At 62.3% G+C, this 17,702-nt stretch carries 18 protein-coding genes; 8 read left to right on the top strand and 10 right to left on the bottom strand.

The genetic code is table 11. The features are described from left to right. Positions 1-125: 125 nt before the first annotated feature. From ACD590_RS18485 to ACD590_RS18470, 4 genes are read left to right on the top strand one after another with little or no spacing between them, the layout of a single operon-like run. Positions 126-1,934, top strand: coding sequence for a methyl-accepting chemotaxis protein (locus ACD590_RS18485; RefSeq protein WP_047622709.1), 1,809 nt, complete (start codon positions 126-128; stop codon positions 1,932-1,934). Then, on the top strand, positions 1,931-2,413 hold the full coding sequence (locus tag ACD590_RS18480) for a chemotaxis protein CheW (protein ID WP_018072866.1): 483 nt from the start codon (positions 1,931-1,933) through the stop codon (positions 2,411-2,413). The genes ACD590_RS18485 and ACD590_RS18480 overlap by 4 nt, the downstream gene beginning before the upstream one ends. Before the next feature lie 30 nt (positions 2,414-2,443). Beyond that, on the top strand, positions 2,444-3,301 hold the full coding sequence (locus tag ACD590_RS18475; protein ID WP_247265965.1) for a CheR family methyltransferase: 858 nt from the start codon (positions 2,444-2,446) through the stop codon (positions 3,299-3,301). 60 nt (positions 3,302-3,361) lie between these two features. After that, positions 3,362-4,459: a protein-glutamate methylesterase/protein-glutamine glutaminase gene (locus ACD590_RS18470; RefSeq protein ID WP_439003143.1), complete on the top strand. Its 1,098-nt coding sequence runs from the start codon at positions 3,362-3,364 to the stop codon at positions 4,457-4,459. A gap of 82 nt (positions 4,460-4,541) precedes the next feature. On the opposite strand, the gene ACD590_RS18465 is transcribed toward ACD590_RS18470, so the two are convergent. Then, the gene (locus ACD590_RS18465; protein WP_222284756.1) at positions 4,542-5,282 is read right to left on the bottom strand and encodes a 3-oxoacyl-ACP reductase family protein; all 741 of its coding nucleotides are present in this window, start codon (positions 5,280-5,282) and stop codon (positions 4,542-4,544) included. Between the two features lie 74 nt (positions 5,283-5,356). After that, positions 5,357-5,935, bottom strand: a complete 579-nt coding sequence (locus ACD590_RS18460) for a TetR/AcrR family transcriptional regulator (RefSeq protein ID WP_222284758.1) — start codon at positions 5,933-5,935, stop codon at positions 5,357-5,359. Positions 5,936-6,153: 218 nt separating this feature from the next. On the opposite strand from ACD590_RS18460, the gene ACD590_RS18455 reads away from it, so the two are divergent. From ACD590_RS18455 to ACD590_RS18445, 3 genes are all read left to right on the top strand, one after another. Next, positions 6,154-6,954, top strand: a complete 801-nt coding sequence (locus ACD590_RS18455; RefSeq protein WP_439003142.1) for an inositol monophosphatase family protein — start codon at positions 6,154-6,156, stop codon at positions 6,952-6,954. A 111-nt stretch (positions 6,955-7,065) separates the two neighbouring features. Further along, positions 7,066-8,169, top strand: a complete 1,104-nt coding sequence (locus tag ACD590_RS18450) for a MotA/TolQ/ExbB proton channel family protein (protein WP_130653020.1) — start codon at positions 7,066-7,068, stop codon at positions 8,167-8,169. Between the two features lie 3 nt (positions 8,170-8,172). Then, entirely contained in the window at positions 8,173-9,204 is a 1,032-nt protein-coding gene (locus ACD590_RS18445) for a peptidoglycan -binding protein (protein WP_018445945.1), read from the top strand. A gap of 82 nt (positions 9,205-9,286) precedes the next feature. On the opposite strand, the gene ACD590_RS18440 is transcribed toward ACD590_RS18445, so the two are convergent. The 5 genes from ACD590_RS18440 to ACD590_RS18420 all read right to left on the bottom strand — a co-directional run bounded on the left by ACD590_RS18440 (position 9,287) and on the right by ACD590_RS18420 (position 14,581). Next, positions 9,287-10,552, bottom strand: a complete 1,266-nt coding sequence (locus ACD590_RS18440; protein WP_222284760.1) for an RNA polymerase sigma factor — start codon at positions 10,550-10,552, stop codon at positions 9,287-9,289. A 7-nt stretch (positions 10,553-10,559) separates the two neighbouring features. Next, a complete protein-coding gene (locus tag ACD590_RS18435) occupies positions 10,560-10,898 on the bottom strand; it encodes a YciI family protein (protein ID WP_026188521.1) in 339 nt (112 codons plus the stop codon). A 268-nt stretch (positions 10,899-11,166) separates the two neighbouring features. Then, positions 11,167-11,355, bottom strand: a complete 189-nt coding sequence (locus tag ACD590_RS18430; protein WP_017968150.1) for a YegP family protein — start codon at positions 11,353-11,355, stop codon at positions 11,167-11,169. A 287-nt stretch (positions 11,356-11,642) separates the two neighbouring features. Beyond that, positions 11,643-12,635, bottom strand: a complete 993-nt coding sequence (locus ACD590_RS18425) for a Bug family tripartite tricarboxylate transporter substrate binding protein (protein ID WP_018243480.1) — start codon at positions 12,633-12,635, stop codon at positions 11,643-11,645. A 143-nt stretch (positions 12,636-12,778) separates the two neighbouring features. Then, positions 12,779-14,581: an ABC transporter transmembrane domain-containing protein gene (locus tag ACD590_RS18420; protein WP_018243479.1), complete on the bottom strand. Its 1,803-nt coding sequence runs from the start codon at positions 14,579-14,581 to the stop codon at positions 12,779-12,781. A 193-nt stretch (positions 14,582-14,774) separates the two neighbouring features. Between ACD590_RS18420 and rpmE the strand changes: the two genes are divergently transcribed. Next, positions 14,775-14,996 carry a 50S ribosomal protein L31 gene (rpmE, locus tag ACD590_RS18415; RefSeq protein WP_003542805.1) on the top strand — a complete coding sequence of 74 codons (222 nt, stop codon included), beginning with the start codon at positions 14,775-14,777 and terminating at the stop codon, positions 14,994-14,996. A 188-nt stretch (positions 14,997-15,184) separates the two neighbouring features. Here rpmE and rcdA read toward each other — a convergent pair whose 3' ends face one another. From rcdA to ACD590_RS18400, 3 genes are all read right to left on the bottom strand, one after another. Next, on the bottom strand, positions 15,185-15,700 hold the full coding sequence (gene rcdA, locus ACD590_RS18410; RefSeq protein WP_018243478.1) for a protease adaptor protein RcdA: 516 nt from the start codon (positions 15,698-15,700) through the stop codon (positions 15,185-15,187). 391 nt (positions 15,701-16,091) lie between these two features. Beyond that, positions 16,092-16,283 (bottom strand): DUF1192 domain-containing protein, encoded by a 192-nt coding sequence (locus tag ACD590_RS18405; protein ID WP_018243477.1) that lies wholly within the window; start codon positions 16,281-16,283, stop codon positions 16,092-16,094. Positions 16,284-16,369: 86 nt separating this feature from the next. Further along, positions 16,370-17,668 (bottom strand): MFS transporter, encoded by a 1,299-nt coding sequence (locus ACD590_RS18400; RefSeq protein ID WP_018445941.1) that lies wholly within the window; start codon positions 17,666-17,668, stop codon positions 16,370-16,372. Positions 17,669-17,702: the final 34 nt, after the last annotated feature.

Here is a 17,702-nt window from a genome sequence, read left to right as displayed (position 1 = left end):
GCAATTGTCGTGGGCCAATCAGGATGGCCCGCGACGCACGCTTCGCATACCGGAATGTCTTTGCTGCATGATGCCGCGCCCCCTGGTCCACATTTATTGCTTCGCTCTCGGAGAGGTATATTGAGATGCGTATTACGATTAAACTTAAGCTCGCAGCCGCATTTGGCTTTGTCATATTGTTGCTGGTGGGCAGCGCGGTCTATGGAATCATCAGCCTCAGTTCCCTGAACGATGCTGTCGGCAACCTTATTTCGGGTCCGGCAAAGAGGCTGGAACTGGCTCTAGAGGCAAAGACTGCGGAGCTTAATGCTGTTCGCTGGCAGAAGAATGCCCTTCTGGAAATGGATCCGGAAGTAGCCAGGAAAGACTACCAGAATTCGGCGAAGAGCCTGGATGAAATGGTAGTTTTCGCCACGGGCGGCCAACAGCTCGCAACTGCCGAGGGCAAGCCCACCTGGGACAGGCTGGTCGAGTTGGCCAAACGCTTCAGTGAGGGCTCCAACAAAGTCGCCTCTATCCAGGAAAGTGGCGACAGGGCAGCGGCAGCGGCGCTTTCGTCCGGAGAGGTTCGCGCTCTCGTCATGGAACTCGAAGATGTTTTCGAGACGCTCGTCACGCTTCAGCAGAAGTCGATGACGCAAGCCGATAACGATACAGACATTCTTTATAGTTCGACGAAAAACATGCTGATCGGCATCGCTATCGGGGCTTCCGTCATCGCGTTCGCTGCTGCGCTGTGGATCGCGCTCGGTGTCAACAGCGGCCTGCGCAAGATCATGAACGTTGCCAGCGCCGTCGCCATCGGTGACCTGAACCAGAAGATCGAGATCAAGAGCAACGACGAGATCAAGGATCTGGTCAACACGATCAACGTCATGACGGACAATCTTCGCAGCACTGCTGAGATCGCCAACCAGATCGCGAACGGCGACCTGACGGTGTCTCCGAAGCCGCTTTCGGAGAAGGACACGCTCGGCATTGCCCTCGAACAGATGGTTGAGCGCCTGCGTGGCGTCGTCTCCGATGCGGCTGCTGCCGCAGAAAATGTCTCGGCGGGCAGCCAGGAACTGTCCTCGAGCTCCGAGCAGGTCTCGCAGGGCGCCACAGAACAGGCGGCTTCGGCCGAAGAGGCTTCCGCCTCGATGGAAGAGATGGCCGCCAACATCAAGCAGAATGCCGATAACGCCGCCCAGACTGAGAAGATTGCCCGTCAGTCGGCCAAGGACGCGGAAGCCAGTGGTGACGCGGTGACGCGCGCCGTACAGGCGATGCGGACCATTGCCGAGAAGATCGGCATCGTCCAGGAAATCGCCCGCCAGACCGATCTGTTGGCGCTCAATGCTGCCGTCGAAGCGGCGCGCGCCGGAGAGCACGGCAAGGGGTTTGCGGTCGTCGCCTCGGAAGTGCGCAAGCTTGCCGAACGCAGCCAGTCGGCTGCTGCCGAAATCAGCTCTATGTCGGGCGATACGGTCAAGGCCGCTCAGGAAGCCGGCGACATGCTCGGCCGGCTGGTGCCCGACATCCGCAAGACGGCGGAACTGGTCTCCGAGATCAGCGCCGCATGCCGCGAACAAGATGTCGGCGCCTCGCAGATCAACGAGGCGATCCAGCAGCTCGACAAGGTGACGCAGCAGAATGCCGGTGCTTCCGAGCAGATGTCGGCGACCTCGGAAGAGCTCGCGACCCAAGCGGAAGAGCTGCAGGCTTCGATTGCCTTCTTCAAGGTCGATACAGCAAGCAATCGCCAGTCCCGCACGCCGGCCGCCAAGGTCACGGTCCGCAGTCCGGCACAGGCCGCCGGTCGCAAGCCCAGCACCAGGAAGCCGGCTGCCAACAGCGTTGCCGGCCAGCAGGCGCGGGTAAAAGGCTTCGCTCTCGATCTCTCCATGGGCGGTCCCGACGATGGGGACGCCGAATTCAAGGAAAGCGCATGATCATGGCCACGACATCCCTGGAAGCGCAATTCGTGACCTTCAGCCTCGGCGAGGAGATTTTCGCCGTGCCGGTTGAGGTCGTACGGGAAATCCTTGACTATGCGGAAGCTTTCAAGATTCCGAATGGTCCAGACTATCTGCTCGGCCTGCGCGACGTGCGCGGGCAGGGTGTGCCGACGATCGATCTTCGATTGAAGCTCGGCATGACGAAGACCGTGCCGACGCCGCATACGCGCGTGCTCGTCCTCGACGTGCCGATGGAAAGCCGGCTCCTGACCCTCGGCCTCGTCGCCGACCGCGTCTTCGAGGTCACGCCGTTCCGGCGCGAGCAGATCGAGGCGGCGCCTGACATCGGCGTGCGCTGGCGCTCGGACTATATCGCCGGCGTCGTTCGCCGTGAAAACGGCTTCGTCGTCATCATCGATCTTGCACGGTTGCTGTCGCGCGAGGACGCCTCGGCACTGCAATCGGCGGCCTGACCCGCGCATCGACTCGGAGTACTGCGTTCTATGAGTATGGCAGCAGCGGTGGAAACCCAATTGCCGGGCGACCGGATCAGCAAGCGCAATTTCGACAAGCTTGCCCGGTTCATCTACGATTACAGCGGCATCAAGATGCCGCCGACCAAGCTGACGATGCTCGAAGGGCGGCTGAGGCGCCGCCTTCGCGCAACCAACCATGCCACCTTCGACGATTATTGCGACTTCCTGTTCAATCACGACGGGCTCGACCAGGAAACCGTCTACCTGATCGACGTGGTGACGACGAATAAGACCGACTTCTTCCGCGAAGCCAAGCATTTCGACTATCTGCAGACGGTAGCGCTGCCAACGATCGCCAATAGCGGCGTTCGGACCATCCGCACCTGGAGCTCTGCCTGCTCGACGGGAGCCGAGCCCTACACGATGGCGATGGTGCTGGCGGAATTCACCGAAGGCCGCAACGACGTCTCCTACAGCGTTCTGGCCACCGACCTTTCCACCGACGTGCTGCAGACGGCGCGCCGCGGCATCTACCCGGAAGACCTCGTCGCGCCCGTGCCGCGCGATCTACAGCGCAAATACGTGCTGACGGCCAAGCAACCGGATCGGCGGGAGGTGCGCATCACGCCGAAACTGCGCAGCAAGATTGGTTTTGCCCGCATGAACCTGATGGACGAGAAATACCAGATCGGCGAGGCGATGAACGTCATCTTCTGCCGCAACGTGCTAATCTACTTCGACAAGCAGACTCAGGCCGGCGTGCTCAACCGCCTCTGTGATTGCCTGGCGAAGGGCGGCTACATGTTCATCGGCCATTCTGAATCGATCACCGGCTTCGATCTGCCGTTGAAGCAGGTCTCGAATACGGTATTTCAGCGTATCTAAGCGCATGGCGTCATCCCAAAACCGCTGCGCACTTCTGGACGGCATGCATTAGGGGCATTCATGGCTAAGAAAATCCGCGTTCTCATCATCGACGATTCCGCCAGCGTCCGCCAGACGCTGACCCACGTGCTGGAGCAGGATCCCGATATCGAGATCATGGCGGTCGCATCCGACCCCTTCATGGCGGCGCGGAAGCTGCAGGAGGAGATCCCCGATGTCATCACGCTCGATGTGGAGATGCCGCGCATGGATGGCATTACCTTCCTGCGCAAGCTGATGGCGCAGCGGCCGATCCCTGTCGTGATGTGTTCGTCGCTGACGGAGGCGGGTTCGGAGACGCTGATCCAGGCGCTGGAGGCCGGTGCGGTCGACGTCATTCTGAAATCGAAGATCGGGGCCGCCGACAGCCTTGCCGATGATGCGATGCGTATTCGCGAAGTCGTCAAAAGCGCCTCGCATGCACGACTTTCCAATGTCCGCCGCGCCGCCGGAACCATCCGTTCCGCTTCAGCGGAGGGGCCGGCCAAGAAACTGACGGCGGATGTGATGCTGCCGCCACCGACTGGGCGGGCCATGGCGAAGACGACGGAGATGGTCGTCTGCGTCGGCGCTTCCACCGGCGGCACAGAAGCACTGCGCGAGTTCCTGGAAGAACTGCCGGCCAATGCGCCTGGTACGGTGATCGTCCAGCACATGCCGGAGAAATTCACCGCCGCCTTCGCCAATCGGCTGAACGGGCTCTGCGAGGTCGAGGTCAAGGAAGCCGTCGATGGCGATCCGGTGCTGCGCGGCCATGTGCTGATCGCGCCTGGTGACAAGCACATGCTGCTCGAGCGCCAGGGTGCGCGCTATTATGTGAGCGTGAAGACCGGGCCGCTGGTGTCGCGACACCGGCCTTCCGTCGACGTGCTCTTCCGCTCGGCGGCGCGCTCGGCCGGCTCGAACGCCATGGGCATCATCATGACCGGCATGGGCGACGACGGTGCGCGCGGCATGCTGGAAATGCACCAGGCCGGCGCCTACACGGTGGCGCAAGACGAGGCGAGTTCCGTCGTTTTCGGCATGCCGAAGGAGGCGATCGCCAAAGGCGGCGTCGACCGGGTCCTGCCGCTCGATCAGATCGCTCGCGAAGTGCTGATGACACAACAGAAGTTCTAGGACCTGTTTGAACAGCCAGACCGAAGCCGGCGGTATCGCAGGATGCCGCCGGTTTTTGGTTATCACCCTGCAGGCTCTCTATTCAGGCGAGGTAACCGCCGTCGATCGTCAGGCTGGCGCCGGTGACGAAGGCAGCCTCGGCACTGGCGAGATAGGCGGCGAGGCCGGCGATCTCGCGGTCCTCACCCAGGCGGCCAAGCGCCATCAGCGGCTTGAGGCGCTCATGATCGTCCTCATTGGGGTTCATGTCGGTCGCCGTCGGGCCGGGCTGGATGTTGTTGACGGTGATGCCGCGTGGGCCGAGATCGCGGGCGAGGCCGCGGGTCATCGAGGCGATCGCGCCTTTCGTCATGCTATAGACCGAGGAGGTCGGAAAGCCGCTGCGATCGGCGGTGACGCTGCCGATGGTGATGACGCGGCCGCCTTCCTTCATGTGTCTTGCCGCTGCCTGGATGCCGACGAAGGCAGCGCGGACGTTGACGGCGAACATCCGGTCGAAATCTTCGAGCGAATAGTCGTCGAGCGGGTTGAGGATGAGAATGCCGGCATTGCTGACGAGAATGTCGAGACCGCCGAAATGCCCGGCTGTCAGCGCGACGGCATCCTGTACGGCCTTCGCATCGGCACTGTCGGCCCGGATCGCCAGCGCCCTGCCGCCAGCAGCCTCCAGCTCGGCGACGATCGCCTTCGCCTCGTGCTCGGAGCTGGAATAGGTGAAGGCGACGGCGGCGCCGTCAGCGGCGAGTCTTCGAACGATGGCGGCACCGATGCCGCGCGAGCCGCCGGTGACGAGAGCGATCTTGGTGGAAAGGGGTTGAGACATGCAGGTTTCCTTTGTTTTTGGATTGATCAGTCTAGAATTGGTCATGGAAAGGCCGGTTCGGAGGTGCCCCGTCGTCAGCGGAGGCTTCTGATTGCCATGTGTGCGATACCGCGGAGCGTCTCGGGTGGGACGCCGTTTCGGGCGCTGACTTTCATGCCCGACAGGGCAGCGCCGAGAAACGGAATGGCGTCGGCGATATCGATCTCTGTTGCGAGATCTCCGGTCCTGCGAGCCTCAGCGAGAAGGCTTTCGATCGCCGCGTGAAGCGCGTGGCCGGCGCTGTCGGTAAGAGCTGCGATCTCGGCATCGGTACGGCCGAATTCACAGATGGCGCTGACGCCGAGGCAGCCGCGCCGCGCCTCGGCAGCGGGACGCGAGGCGAAGGCGACGAGAGCGCCTTCCAGCGCCTCGATCGGCCGGTTTTCGCGGCGAAGATCGGCGATGATCTTGTCGATGCTCTCCACATTGTAGCGCTTTAGCGCTTCCAGATAGAGACCGCGCTTGTCGCCGAAGGTGTCGTACATGCTTTGCCGGCTGATCTTCATCGCCGTCAGCAATTCCTCGGTCGAGGTGCCTTCATAGCCGTGCTCGGAAAATACGCCGATGGCGGCATGAAGGGCGGTGTCGCGATCGAATTCCTTGTGTCGTGCCATGAACAGGCTTCTACTCTTATTGGACTGATCTGTCCAGAATAAAATGAATGGTTTCCGGCGCCGCAGGGCAGCCATGCGCGCCTCCCCTTGAAATTTCCCTGATTTTGTGGTCTTGAGGCCGCCAATCTTCGCAGCGCTGCCTGTCATGCATGTTCAGGGACACTTCCCGCCCCTGGCAGCGCGCGCGCCCCGTATCAGTCCCAAGGAAAAATGCGCCGATGGCCCGTTCAGCTCTTCTCAATGTCATGGTTCAGGCTGCCCTCAAGGCAGGAAAATCGCTGGGACGTGATTTCGGCGAAGTGCAGAACCTGCAGGTGTCCGTGAAAGGACCGGGTGACTTCGTTTCCACCGCCGACCGCAAGGCCGAAAAGATCGTCAGGGAAGAGCTGCTCAAGGCGCGTCCGACCTATGGCTTCCTCGGCGAGGAAAGCGAGGAAATCAAGGGCACCGACGGCGCGCATCGCTGGATCGTCGACCCGCTCGACGGCACGACGAACTTCCTGCACGGCATCCCGGCCTTCGCTGTCTCGATCGCGCTCGAACGCAACGGCGAGATCGTTGCCGCCGTCGTCTTCAATCCGGCGACCGACGAGCTCTATACCGCCGAGCGCGGTGGCGGCGCCTTCCTGAACGACCGACGCCTGCGCGTCGCCGCGCGTCGCGCGCTGTCGGATTGCGTCATCGGCTGCGGTGTGCCGGCGCTCGGCAAGCGCAATCACGGCAAGTTCCTGGTCGAACTTCGCCACGTGATGGGCGAAGTGGCGGGCATCCGCCGTCTGGGTTCGCCGACGCTCGATCTTGCCTATGTCGCTGCCGGGCGGTTCGACGGTTTCTGGGAAGCGGAGCTTGCGCCGTGGGACATGGCTGCCGGCATCCTGCTCATCCGCGAAGCCGGCGGTTACGCCACCGACTGGGACGGTGGCGTAACGATGCTGGAGAGCGGCGCGATCGTCGCCGGCAACGAGATCATCCACAAGGCGCTGATCGAAGTCGTCAAGCGGCCGGTTCCGGCCAAGTGACCGAACGAAAATCTGGCTGTTGTAAAGTCACGGTTTTCGCCCCGGCATACTTCAATTCGGCACAATGTTGCTCTAGTCTCCGCCAGCAATGACTCCGGAGGCAGCGACCCTATGGAAAATGTGAATGTGGCGGAGATCGGCTCCACCGAAAAGACGGCTGGCATTTATGCCAACAGGCTTTCGAGTCCCATGCCCTTCCTCTGGACGATGCTGCTTTTCCTCGTCATCGTCGGCTTTATCGCCGCCATCCTCTTCCGGCAGACGCAGACCGCCTTCATGCACAATCCGGGCCTCAACGGCCTGATCGTCGGCGTTCTCGCGGTCGGAATCATCCTTGTTTTCAACCATGTACTGGCGCTTCGCCCTGAGGTGCGCTGGTTTAATTCGTTCCGCGCCGCCGGCAGCGCCGACAAGGTGAACCGCAATCCGCGGCTGCTTGCGCCAATGCGGGCGCTGCTCGGCAGCCGCAAGTCCTCAGTGGCGCTGTCGACGACGGCGCTGCGCTCGATCCTCGATTCGATCGCTACCCGCCTCGACGAATCGCGCGATGTTTCACGCTACCTGATCGGCCTCTTGGTCTTCCTCGGCCTGCTCGGCACCTTCTGGGGCCTCATCGGCACGATCAGTTCGATCAGCATTGTCATTCAGTCCCTCGATGCCGGCTCGAACGGCACCGGAGACGTGCTCTCGGCGCTGAAGGAAGGGCTTTCCACGCCGCTTTCCGGCATGGGCCAGGCCTTCTCCTCCTCGCTGCTCGGCCTTTCCGGTTCGCTCATTCTTGGCTTCCTCGACCTGCAGGCCGGCCGCGCGCAAAACCGCTTCTACATGGAGCTGGAAAACTGGCTTTCCTCGGTCACGGATGTCGGCTCCGATCTTGCCCCGGCTCTCGAGGCCGTATCCGGCGGCTCCTCGGACGACATGCGCGCGCTCTCCGATTATCTGCGCAAGGTCTCCGAAGAGGGCGGCGCCGGCAGCCAGCGCTCCGTCGCCGCCATGGCGAGCCTTGCCGAAGGTATTCAGGGCCTCGTCAAGAACATGCGCAACGAGCAGCAGATGCTGCGCGACTGGATCGAGGCACAGCAGGACGAGGCGAAGGCCATGCGCCGCACGCTCGACCGGCTTGCCGAGCGCATCGGCGTGCAGGAGCGCGCAGGCGAGAGGGGAGAGCGCATGCGCGACCGCGCCAGCCAGACAGAAAAGAGCGAGGGCAAGTAAGCTATGGCTCTTGCCCGCAACCGGCGCCGCGAACGCACGGTGGATTATTGGCCGGGCTTCGTCGATGCGCTGTCGACGCTGCTCATCTCAATCATGTTCCTGCTGACGGTCTTCGTCGTCGGGCAGTTCATCCTCAGCCGCGAGATCACCGGACGCGATGAGGTGCTTAATCGCCTGAACAGCCAGATCAACGAGCTGACGCAGCTTCTCGCGCTCGAAAAGGGTAGCAACCAGGATCTCCAGGATTCTGTCGCCAACCTGCAGGCCTCGCTTGCCAGCGCCGAAGGCGACCGTTCGCGGCTGCAGGCGCTGCTGAATGCCGGCTCGGGCGGTCAGGATGCGGCGCAGAAGCGGATCGGCTCGATGACGCAGGAGCTTGACGAGCAGAAGCAGGTGAGCGAACGGGCGCTCAGCCAGGTCGAACTGCTGAACCAGCAGATATCAGCGCTTCGCAGCCAGATCGCCGCCGTCGAAGCTGCTCTTCAGGCGTCGGAGGAGAAAGACCGGGTCTCGCAGACCAAGATCGCCGACCTCGGCAGCCGCCTCAACGTAGCGCTCGCCGCGCGCGTGCAGGAGCTGAACCGCTACCGTTCCGACTTCTTCGGCCGTCTGCGTGAGATCCTCTCGGACCGAGAGAATATCCGCATCGTCGGCGACCGGTTCGTCTTCCAGTCGGAAGTGCTGTTTCCGTCGGGCGGCGCCGATCTCAACCCGGAGGGGCAGACCGAAATGGCGAAGCTTGCCGCCGCCCTTCTCGATCTCGCCAAGGAAATTCCGCCGGAGATCAATTGGGTGCTGCGCGTCGATGGCCATACCGACAATGTGCCGCTTGCCGGAACGGGCCGCTATCGCGACAATTGGGAGCTCTCCTCGGCGCGCGCGATTTCGGTCGTCAAGTTTCTGATTGCACAGGGCGTGCCGGCCGATCGGCTGGTTGCCGCCGGCTTCGGCGAGTTCCAGCCGATCGCGCCAGGCGATACGCCGGATGCGCACTCTACCAATCGCCGCATCGAGCTGAAGCTGACCGAGAAATGATTACAGCCGCGCGTCTTTTCAGACGCGCAATGGACGCTGTAACACTTTGAATTGCTGCATAATTCCCTAAATCGATTCCGATTTAGGAAATTATGCAGTGGCCCGACATTCCCTGCTGCGCGCCCTTCAGGCGGCCGGCGAGGAAATCGCGCACGGCGGGGCTGTCGCTGAGGCCGATCGCTGTCATATAGGCATCGGCTGCCGCGGTATCATCGCCGGCCTGGGTCAGGAGAAAAGCACGGACAGCCCAGTAGGGCTGGTAGCTTGCGACGTCGCGCGGATCGAGCCGGTCGAGCACTTCCAGCCCGGCAGCGGCGCTCAAGGCCCTGCCGATCACCGCAGCTTGGCTGACGCGTGCACCCAGCGTCGGCTTCATCATCACCAGCGCCGCGTAGAGTGTCGTCAGCGCCTGCCAGTCGGTCGTACCTGACAGCCGGCGCGCCGCATGCACGGACTGGATCGCCGCCTGACACTGGAAGGGGCCGAAACGGTCGAAGCCGCCGGCCTTGCGCAACAGTGCATCCGCCTCGGCAATCATGATCGCGTTCCACGCGGCCATATCCTGCTCGTCCAGCGGCAAATATCGGCCGCTACCGTCGCGCCGGGCGCTGCGGCGAGCTTCGCAATGAAGCATCAAGGAGAGCAGCCCGACCGCTTCCGGTTCGTCCGGCAGCACCGCCAGAAGCGCGCGGCCGAGCCAGATCGCCTCGCCGGCAAGTGAAGGGTGTTCGTCCTCTCCGTCGAGACCGTCCCAGCCGAGACCGTAAGCCGCGTAGATCGCCGAGAGCACCGCCGCAAGCCGCTCCGGCAAGGTGGGGCGAGGCGGGACGGCGAAGGGAATGCCGGCATCGCGGATCTTTACCTTGGCCCGCACCAGCCGCTGGCTCATCGCCTCAGGTGAGACGACGAAGGTCCGCGCGATAGTCTTTGCCTCGATGCCGAGAACGGTCTGCAGCATCAGCGCCGTATGCACGGAGCGGTCGATGGCGGGATGGGTGCAGGCGAAGAGCAGCTTCAGCCGCTCATCGGGAAAGATGGCGTTGCCGGCCTCGTTCATGCGTTCCTCCGCCTCCTCAAAGGCGATCGATATCGTCGTTTGCGCATTGGCCTCGACAGTGCGATGGCGGGCCGCCTGCATGAGATTGCGGCGGGCGGCAACCAGCAGCCAGGCTTCCGGATTGCCGGGAATGCCGCGCTCCGGCCAGACGCGAAGCGCCGAAGCCAGCGCTTCCGACAATGCGTCCTCTGCTGCCGCCACGTCGCGCGAGCGGGCGGTGAGGAAGGCGATCAGCTTGCCGTAGGACTGACGCGCCACCTTTTCGGCAGCGCGTCCGGCATCGGGCGGCATTACCGCCTCACATCTGCAGGCGCGGACGCACTTCGACCGAACCCTTGTCGGAGATCGGGACGCGGGTCGCCCATTCGAGTGCTGTATCGATGTCGGGGACGTCGATCAGATAGAAGCCGCCGAGCTGTTCCTTGCCTTCCGGATAAGGCCCGTCCTGAACATCGTGTTCCTCGCCTTTGCGGCGCACGATCGTGCCGGTTTCCGGGCCTGTCAGCCCGGCGCCGCCGGTCATGATCCCTGCCTGAGCGAGCGCCTTGCTGTAGGCGACCCAGCCGTCGCGATAAGCGGGATCGCCGCGGCGGGCGAAATCCTCGGCGGCCTCGCGAATGATGAGAGCATATTGCATGGAAAACTCCTGATCTCGTTGTTGCGTTGATCCGGGCATGCCGATAGCGGGGATCGAGATCCCGAAAATCGTAAAGCCCGGCGGAGCGGCGCGGCCGTTCCGAAACAATGAGGCGCGACCACCGGTCGTTTCGACATGGCTTTCAAAAAAAATATGCGAAAAAGAAAAAGGGCACCGAAAATCGCAAGCGGGCCGGGCTCAAGGGCGCCGGCGCTGCTCAAGGGTGCGAAAGGGCAGGGCGGCAATCACGCCGCCGCTGCCGGTCTGCTCAGGACTCGGCCTTCGTCTGGTCGACGACCTCGGCGCTTGGCGTGTTCTTCTTGATGGATTCGATGGCACTCATGGCGGACGCCTTCGCCTTGTAACCCTCAGACGAGAACATAGCTTCCCCGTTCGATGCCTTGAAGCGGAAGCGGAACTCGCCGGCCTTATCCTTATAGACTTCGAATTTATACATAGATGTCTCCCGAAATCCCAAAACGCTGAATTGCAACCATCAGCTTAGCGGAGGCTAGATCAAAATGGCGAGCTTTTCCACTGCCTTAATCAGGATTGGGTTGCTTAGCGTCCAATTGTCACCGTTTCCATTGGACGCAAGCGAATGAGGGCGCCAGCGGCTATGCCCCGAGAACAGGATGATTTTAGGCCGGGTCGGCCTAAAATCTGAATCCTGTTCTAAGTTAAATAGTGAGAGCATGATGTCGTCCGAAAACCACTCACACTTTTCGGCATCGTGCTCCGGCATCACTCCATCTGGATGTTGGCGCCCTTGACGACCGGTCCCCATTTGGCGAGTTCGGCCTTCACATGGGTGGCGAGTTCCTCCGGCGTCGAGCCGACGATGGTGGCGCTGAATTCCTTCATGCGTTCAGCGACGGCAGGGTCGGCAAGCGCCTTTTTAGCCGAGGCGTTGAGGCGCATCACCGCTTCGTTCGGCGTCTTGGCAGGGGCGAAAAGCGCGTTCCAGGTATAGGTCTCGTAACCTGGAATGCCTGACTCGGCGATCGTGGGCACATCGGGGAAGGAGGGCGCGCGCTCGGCCGTGGTCACCGCCAGCGCCCGCAGGGTGCCAGCCTTGATGTGGCTCGACGACGAGGGCAGATTGTCGAACATGATTGGCACCTGGTTGCCGATGACGTCGTTCAATGCCGGGCCGGCGCCCTTATAGGGAATGTGCTGCATGCTGACGCCGGCCATGGACTTGAAGAGCTCTCCGGAAAGATGCAGCGGCGTGCCGTTGCCCGATGAGGCGTAGCTGTATTTGTCGGGCTCGGCTTTCAGCAGGGCGATCAGCTCCTGCACGGTCTTCGCCGGCAATTCCGGATTGACGACCAGCACATTCGGCACGACGACGAGCAGCGAGATCGGCGCGAAATCCTTCTCGGGATCGTAGGGGGTCGATTTGAGGATCAGCGGATTGAGGGCGTGGGTCGCCACGGTGCCCATCAGGATGGTGTAACCGTCCGGTTCGGCGCGGGCGACGTTACCGGCGCCGAGATTACCGCCGGCGCCGGCGACGTTCTGGACGATCACCTGCTGGCCGAGATCCTCTGACATCTTCTGCGCGACGATGCGGGCGACGACATCGGTCGAGCCGCCGGCCGCGAAGGGCACGACCATGGTGATCGCGCGATCGGGAAAATCCGCAGCAGTGGCAGACGCACCGACGGCAAGGGCCGCAAGCACACCGAAACCGAGCGCAAGGCCCGTACGTCGCGTCATATCGGAAAGTGCCATTCCTATCTCCTCCCAAGGATTTCAGCAGCCATATCCCCACCCCGGGGAATGAAGAGGTTAGGGCAGAACGCGCGAAAGACAACTGCGGGGAGGCGCAGCGGGTTCAGACTTTAGTCGTTGTTGGTGGGAGAAGTGCGCGCCGGCTATTTCGCCGCAGCGAGCACATCCTCGTTGGCGGCGTCGAATTGCAGTCGCGCCAGCCGGGCATAGATGCCGCCATGGCGGATCAGGCTCTGATGCGTGCCCTCCTCGACGACGCGGCCCTGATCCATGACGAGAATGCGGTCGGCCTTCAGCACGGTTGCCAGGCGATGGGCGATAACGAGCGTCGTGCGGCCGTCCACCAGGCCGTCGAGCGCCTTCTGCACCAGCGTCTCGCTTTCGGCGTCAAGCGCTGAGGTCGCCTCGTCGAGCAGCAGCACGGAGGCGTTCTTCAGGATGGCGCGGGCAATGGCGATGCGCTGGCGCTGGCCGCCAGAGAGCATGATGCCGCGTTCGCCGACCTCGGTCTCGTAACCCTGGTCCAGCCGGGCGATGAATTCGTCGGCCTGCGCGGCAAGGGCTGCGGCGCGGACCTCGTCACGCGAGGCGCCGGGGCGGCCGAAGGCGATGTTGTCATGGATCGAGGCGGCAAAGATGGTGACATCCTGCGGCACGATGGCGATGCGCTGGCGCAGCTCGTCGGGCGTCGTCAGCTGCGCGTCGACGCCATCGATCGTCACGCTGCCCTGCTGCGGATCGTAGAAGCGCAGCAATAGCGAAAAGACGGTGCTCTTGCCGGCACCGGACGGGCCCACGATGGCGACCGTCTCGCCTGGCGTGATGGCGAAGCTTAAGCCATGCAGTGCCGATTTTCCGGGGCGCGAGGGATAGGCGAAATGCACACCGGAAAATTCGACGCGACCACGGCTAGGCGAAGGAAGAGCCTGCGGGCTGGCGGGGGCTGTGATCGGCGAGACTTCGTCGAGAAGTTCGGTCAGCCGGTCGGCAGCACCGGCTGCCTGCGAAAGTTCGCCCCAGACCTCCGACAGCGCGCCTAGCGACCCGGCGGAGATGACGGCATAGAGCAGGAACTGGCCGAGCGTGCCGGCCGAGAGCGTGCCAGCAAGCACGCTATGGGCGCCGACCCAGAGCACGGCGACGACGCTGCCGAAAATCAGCGTGATGGCGATCCCCGTCAGCAGCGCGCGCGAGCGGATCGCGGCGCGGGCAGCCTCGTAGGCGGATTCGACGGCAGTGCCGTAACGCGTCGCTGCGGCATCCTCGCCGTTGAAGGCCTGAACGGTGCGGGTCGCGGCGATCGTCTCGTTGGCGAAGGCGGAGGCATCGGCGAGCGTATCCTGGGCGGCGCGCGAACGTTTGCGCACCGAGCGGCCGAAGGCGACGAGCGGGAAGACAATCAGCGGGATCGCTCCGATGACGAGGCTCGAAAGCTTCGGCGAGGTGACGATCATCATGCCCATGGCGCCAATACAGAGAATGAGGTTCCTGAGCGCCACCGAGGCGGTGGCGCCGACGGCCGACTTGATCTGTGTCGTATCGGCGGTCAGGCGCGAGACGATCTCGCCGGACTGGTTGACGTCGAAGAAGGAGGGCGACAGCCTCGTCACATGGGAAAAGACATCGCGGCGAAGATCGGCGACGATGCGCTCGCCGATGGTGATGACGAAATAATAACGCAGCGCGCTTGCGACCGCGAGCACGACGGCCATGACCATCAGCATGGCGAAGTAGCTGTTGATGAAGCGGCCGTCCGACTGGGTGAAGCCGTGATCGATCATGCGACGCACGGCGAGCGGCAGCGCCAGCGAAGTGATGGCGGCAAGCGCCAGCGACATCAGCGCACCGGCCACCATGCCGCGATAACGCATGACGTAGGGCGTCAGCCTGCCGAGCGGCTGTAGCGACCGCCTTTTGTTTTCCTCAGCCCGTGCCTGCTCTGCCAAATCGTCTCCGATCGCCCGCAGGACCCGCGCAATGCGGCCTGTAGGCTCTTGTTATCTAGGCGTCCTTCATGTATAGGCACCGCATCCTAATGGGAAGCCGTAGCCATCACGACTGCGGCTTCATTTATTCAATCGGTTCGTTGGCCGCAACTGCATGCGGCAAATTGAACTCCGGTATCGCAGGAAGATTGTTATGAAGGCAGGCATCCATCCCGAATATCACATGATCAAGGTAGTCATGACCGATGGCACCGAATACGAAACCCGCTCGACCTGGGGTTCGGAGGGCGCTGTCATGAACCTCGAGATCGATTCCAAGTCGCATCCGGCCTGGACCGGCGGCAACCAGCAGCTCATGGACCGCGGTGGCCGCGTCTCCAAGTTCAACAAGCGTTTCGGCGGCCTCGGCCTCTAATCGCTTTTGCTCGATGGAATTCGAAGAGAGCCCGGTTTCGCCGGGCTTTTTTGCGTTTGCAATGGCTTACAGCGTGTCGCGTCTTTTCAGACGTGCCAAGGACGCTGTCGGAATGGTGGTGTTCAGCGGCAAACAAAAAACCGGCCACGTAAGACGCAGCCGGTTTGTATCGAATTCTTGCGGATCGGTCAGTTGTTGCCGAAGGCGGTCTGCAGCAGGGAAAGCTGGGCCTGGACGCTGTTCTGATTATCATGAATGATCACCGCTTCGGACGGGCGGTAGATCTCGCGGTCGAGCAGGGCGATACGGTTCTGCAGACGCAGCGAGCGTTCGACGAGGTCGCGGAAGGATTCCGGCAGGTCACCCCAGCCGGGTGCGGCGCGGTCGACGTTGAAGCCGTCGAGGCGAACCTTGTTCTTCTCAGCGAGCACCTGGTCACGGGACATTTCGCCATTGTTGACGGCGCGCTGCAACAGCAGCCAGGAGGCCATCTGCATAAGGCGGGTGGTCAGGCGCATCGATTCCGCGGCGTAGAGAACCGAGGCCATCCGCGGCAGAACCTTGGAGGCGGCGCGGCCCTGGCCGTCGAGGTAGGCGGCAGTCTCTTCGACCAGCGACATGCCTTCCGCGTAAAGTGCCTTGAACTGCGAGGATGCAGCGGCGCGGCCTGCAAAACTGATCGTGTTCAACCCAACTTCCGACATCGCAATAGTCCCTGTTTGCACGCAGCTACATATATTCAGGTAACGCCGGCACCGACGGAAAAGTTTCCAGGCCGGGTCTTTATGACTTTAAGATGGTATCATTAGCCCAAATGCGCAAGCCGTTTCTTAAGAAAGGGTTAATCTCCACAGTTTCGTGGAAGTGCGCCGGCCATAGGAAAAAGAAGAGCCGCAAACGCGGCTCTCAAGGTAAAACAGGGAGAAAAATCAGACCAATTCACCGCTTGGAAAACTGTCTGAGATCCAGAGAAAATCCGGATGAATATAGTAATATCTTATAAAGCTTAATATTTTATTAACATTGTGCCGAATTAAGACTTGAGGCGGGTAATTTTATCCGCCTATAGCCTTGTTTTTTGGGGTTTTTAGCGGATTACGAGCGGAAGAAGCTTTCCGCCGCCTGCCGCCCGGAGGCCTTGCGACCGGCCTCGGCCTCGAGACGGGCGATCTCCGTCTTCAGCAATTCCACCCGCGCCTTCAACTCGTCGACCGAAAGCATGGAGAGATCGGCGCCGATCTCGTGGGCGACTTTCTTCTGCGGCCGGTCATCATCGATGAAGCTCATGGTTCGTCCTCCGTTTGCCAATGCTCTATAGTTTTTCCACGCAATTCCGGACGCAAAACCGCCGCGCACTTTTTGCTGGAATGGCTCTAGCCGAACTTTACCGCAGGATCGCCGCTTTCGGGAGACTTTCCGGTTTCAGGAGATTTGCCGGTGCCGCGATCGGCAAGCGACATGCTTTGCGGTGTCAGCATCGGCGAGGTGCCGGTCGGGATCGTCGTGTAGGCGTCGCGGTCGCTGGCCGGGACGGCGGCGCGGATCCGGCTTCTGATGATGGCGTAGACGGTGATCAGCACATGGGCGATGGCGGTGACGAGGAAAAGCGCATGTGGGGTGATCGCCGACATGACCGGGCCGCCGATCGTCGGGCCGATCACCGTGCCGATGCCGTAGAGCAGTAGCAGGCCACCGGAGACCTTGACGAAATCCTCCGACGCCGCGAAGTCGTTGGCGTGGGCAACGGCGATCGGATAGAGCGTATTTGCCACCGCGCCGTAAAGGACAACGAGCCCGATCAGCAAGCCGGCGGACGTCGGGTGGAGCAGAAAGATCAGCAGGCCCGCAACGGCGGCGATGCCGGACATGGCGGCGAGCACATAGCGCCGGTCAATGCGATCGGAAAGCCGGCCGGCCGGCAGTTGCATCACGGCGCCGGCGAAGATGGTGGCGCTCATCATGATGGCGATGCTGGTGTCGGAGAGGCCGGCGCCGGCGCCGAAGACGGCGCCGAGCGTGCCGTAGGCACCATTGGCGATGCCGACGAGCAGGATGCCGAGGCAGGAGACCGGCGAGTTGCGATAGAGCGCAGGCAGGTCGAGGCGCACCGCCTTCAGCGGCTGCGGCGAAGCGGCGGTCGAAAGCGTCGTCGGCAGCATGGCGATGCAATAGAAGATGCCGCAGATCATGAACAGCACCGGCGTGCGCACATCCTCGAGCGGGATCATCATCTGGCCGCCGACAACGCCGAGCAGTGTGATGCCGATATAGAGGGAGAAGATCGCGCCGCGGCTCTCGTTGCTGGCGCGCTCGTTCAGCCAGCTTTCGATGATCATCGACGTGCCGGCGGTGGAGAAGCCTGTGACGGCCCGCAGAACCACCCACCAGACCGGATGGATGATGATGCCGCTGACCAGCGCGATGATGGCGATGATCGAGATGAAGCCGGAGAAGGCGCGCACATGGCCGACACGGCGCACCAATTTCGGTGCCACCAGGCAGCCGATGACAAAGCCTCCAGCCCATGACGTGCCGAGCAGGCCGAGCGTCGTCGTGGCGTAGCCTTCGAGATTGCCGCGCACAGGAAGCAGGATGCCCTGCAGGCCATTGCCCATGAAAAGGAAGAGCGTACCAAAGAGCAGCGCGGCGACGGACAGCAGATTTCTCTTCATTTCCCCAGACTCGGTCTTAGCGATTTGCAATGGA

It is taken from the genome of Rhizobium sp. 862_C5_N1_2 (assembly GCF_051811205.1).
GTDB classification, from domain to species: Bacteria; Pseudomonadota; Alphaproteobacteria; order Rhizobiales; family Rhizobiaceae; genus Rhizobium; species Rhizobium leguminosarum.
The sequence above is the reverse complement of the archived record's forward strand: the minus strand, read 5'-3'. Positions and strand labels throughout refer to the sequence as shown.

What these genes read in the sequence shown, in the direction of transcription:
- ACD590_RS18485 (WP_047622709.1), top strand. Translation starts at nt 126, where the DNA reads ATGCGTATTACGATTAAACTTAAGCTCGCAGCCGCATTTGGCTTTGTC.
- ACD590_RS18480 (WP_018072866.1), top strand. Translation starts at nt 1,931, where the DNA reads ATGATCATGGCCACGACATCCCTGGAAGCGCAATTCGTGACCTTCAGC.
- ACD590_RS18475 (WP_247265965.1), top strand. Translation starts at nt 2,444, where the DNA reads ATGAGTATGGCAGCAGCGGTGGAAACCCAATTGCCGGGCGACCGGATC.
- ACD590_RS18470 (WP_439003143.1), top strand. Translation starts at nt 3,362, where the DNA reads ATGGCTAAGAAAATCCGCGTTCTCATCATCGACGATTCCGCCAGCGTC.
- ACD590_RS18465 (WP_222284756.1), bottom strand. Translation starts at nt 5,282, where the DNA reads ATGTCTCAACCCCTTTCCACCAAGATCGCTCTCGTCACCGGCGGCTCG.
- ACD590_RS18460 (WP_222284758.1), bottom strand. Translation starts at nt 5,935, where the DNA reads ATGGCACGACACAAGGAATTCGATCGCGACACCGCCCTTCATGCCGCC.
- ACD590_RS18455 (WP_439003142.1), top strand. Translation starts at nt 6,154, where the DNA reads ATGGCCCGTTCAGCTCTTCTCAATGTCATGGTTCAGGCTGCCCTCAAG.
- ACD590_RS18450 (WP_130653020.1), top strand. Translation starts at nt 7,066, where the DNA reads ATGGAAAATGTGAATGTGGCGGAGATCGGCTCCACCGAAAAGACGGCT.
- ACD590_RS18445 (WP_018445945.1), top strand. Translation starts at nt 8,173, where the DNA reads ATGGCTCTTGCCCGCAACCGGCGCCGCGAACGCACGGTGGATTATTGG.
- ACD590_RS18440 (WP_222284760.1), bottom strand. Translation starts at nt 10,552, where the DNA reads ATGCCGCCCGATGCCGGACGCGCTGCCGAAAAGGTGGCGCGTCAGTCC.
- ACD590_RS18435 (WP_026188521.1), bottom strand. Translation starts at nt 10,898, where the DNA reads ATGCAATATGCTCTCATCATTCGCGAGGCCGCCGAGGATTTCGCCCGC.
- ACD590_RS18430 (WP_017968150.1), bottom strand. Translation starts at nt 11,355, where the DNA reads ATGTATAAATTCGAAGTCTATAAGGATAAGGCCGGCGAGTTCCGCTTC.
- ACD590_RS18425 (WP_018243480.1), bottom strand. Translation starts at nt 12,635, where the DNA reads ATGGCACTTTCCGATATGACGCGACGTACGGGCCTTGCGCTCGGTTTC.
- rpmE (WP_003542805.1), top strand. Translation starts at nt 14,775, where the DNA reads ATGAAGGCAGGCATCCATCCCGAATATCACATGATCAAGGTAGTCATG.
- rcdA (WP_018243478.1), bottom strand. Translation starts at nt 15,700, where the DNA reads ATGTCGGAAGTTGGGTTGAACACGATCAGTTTTGCAGGCCGCGCCGCT.
- ACD590_RS18405 (WP_018243477.1), bottom strand. Translation starts at nt 16,283, where the DNA reads ATGAGCTTCATCGATGATGACCGGCCGCAGAAGAAAGTCGCCCACGAG.
- ACD590_RS18400 (WP_018445941.1), bottom strand. Translation starts at nt 17,668, where the DNA reads ATGAAGAGAAATCTGCTGTCCGTCGCCGCGCTGCTCTTTGGTACGCTC.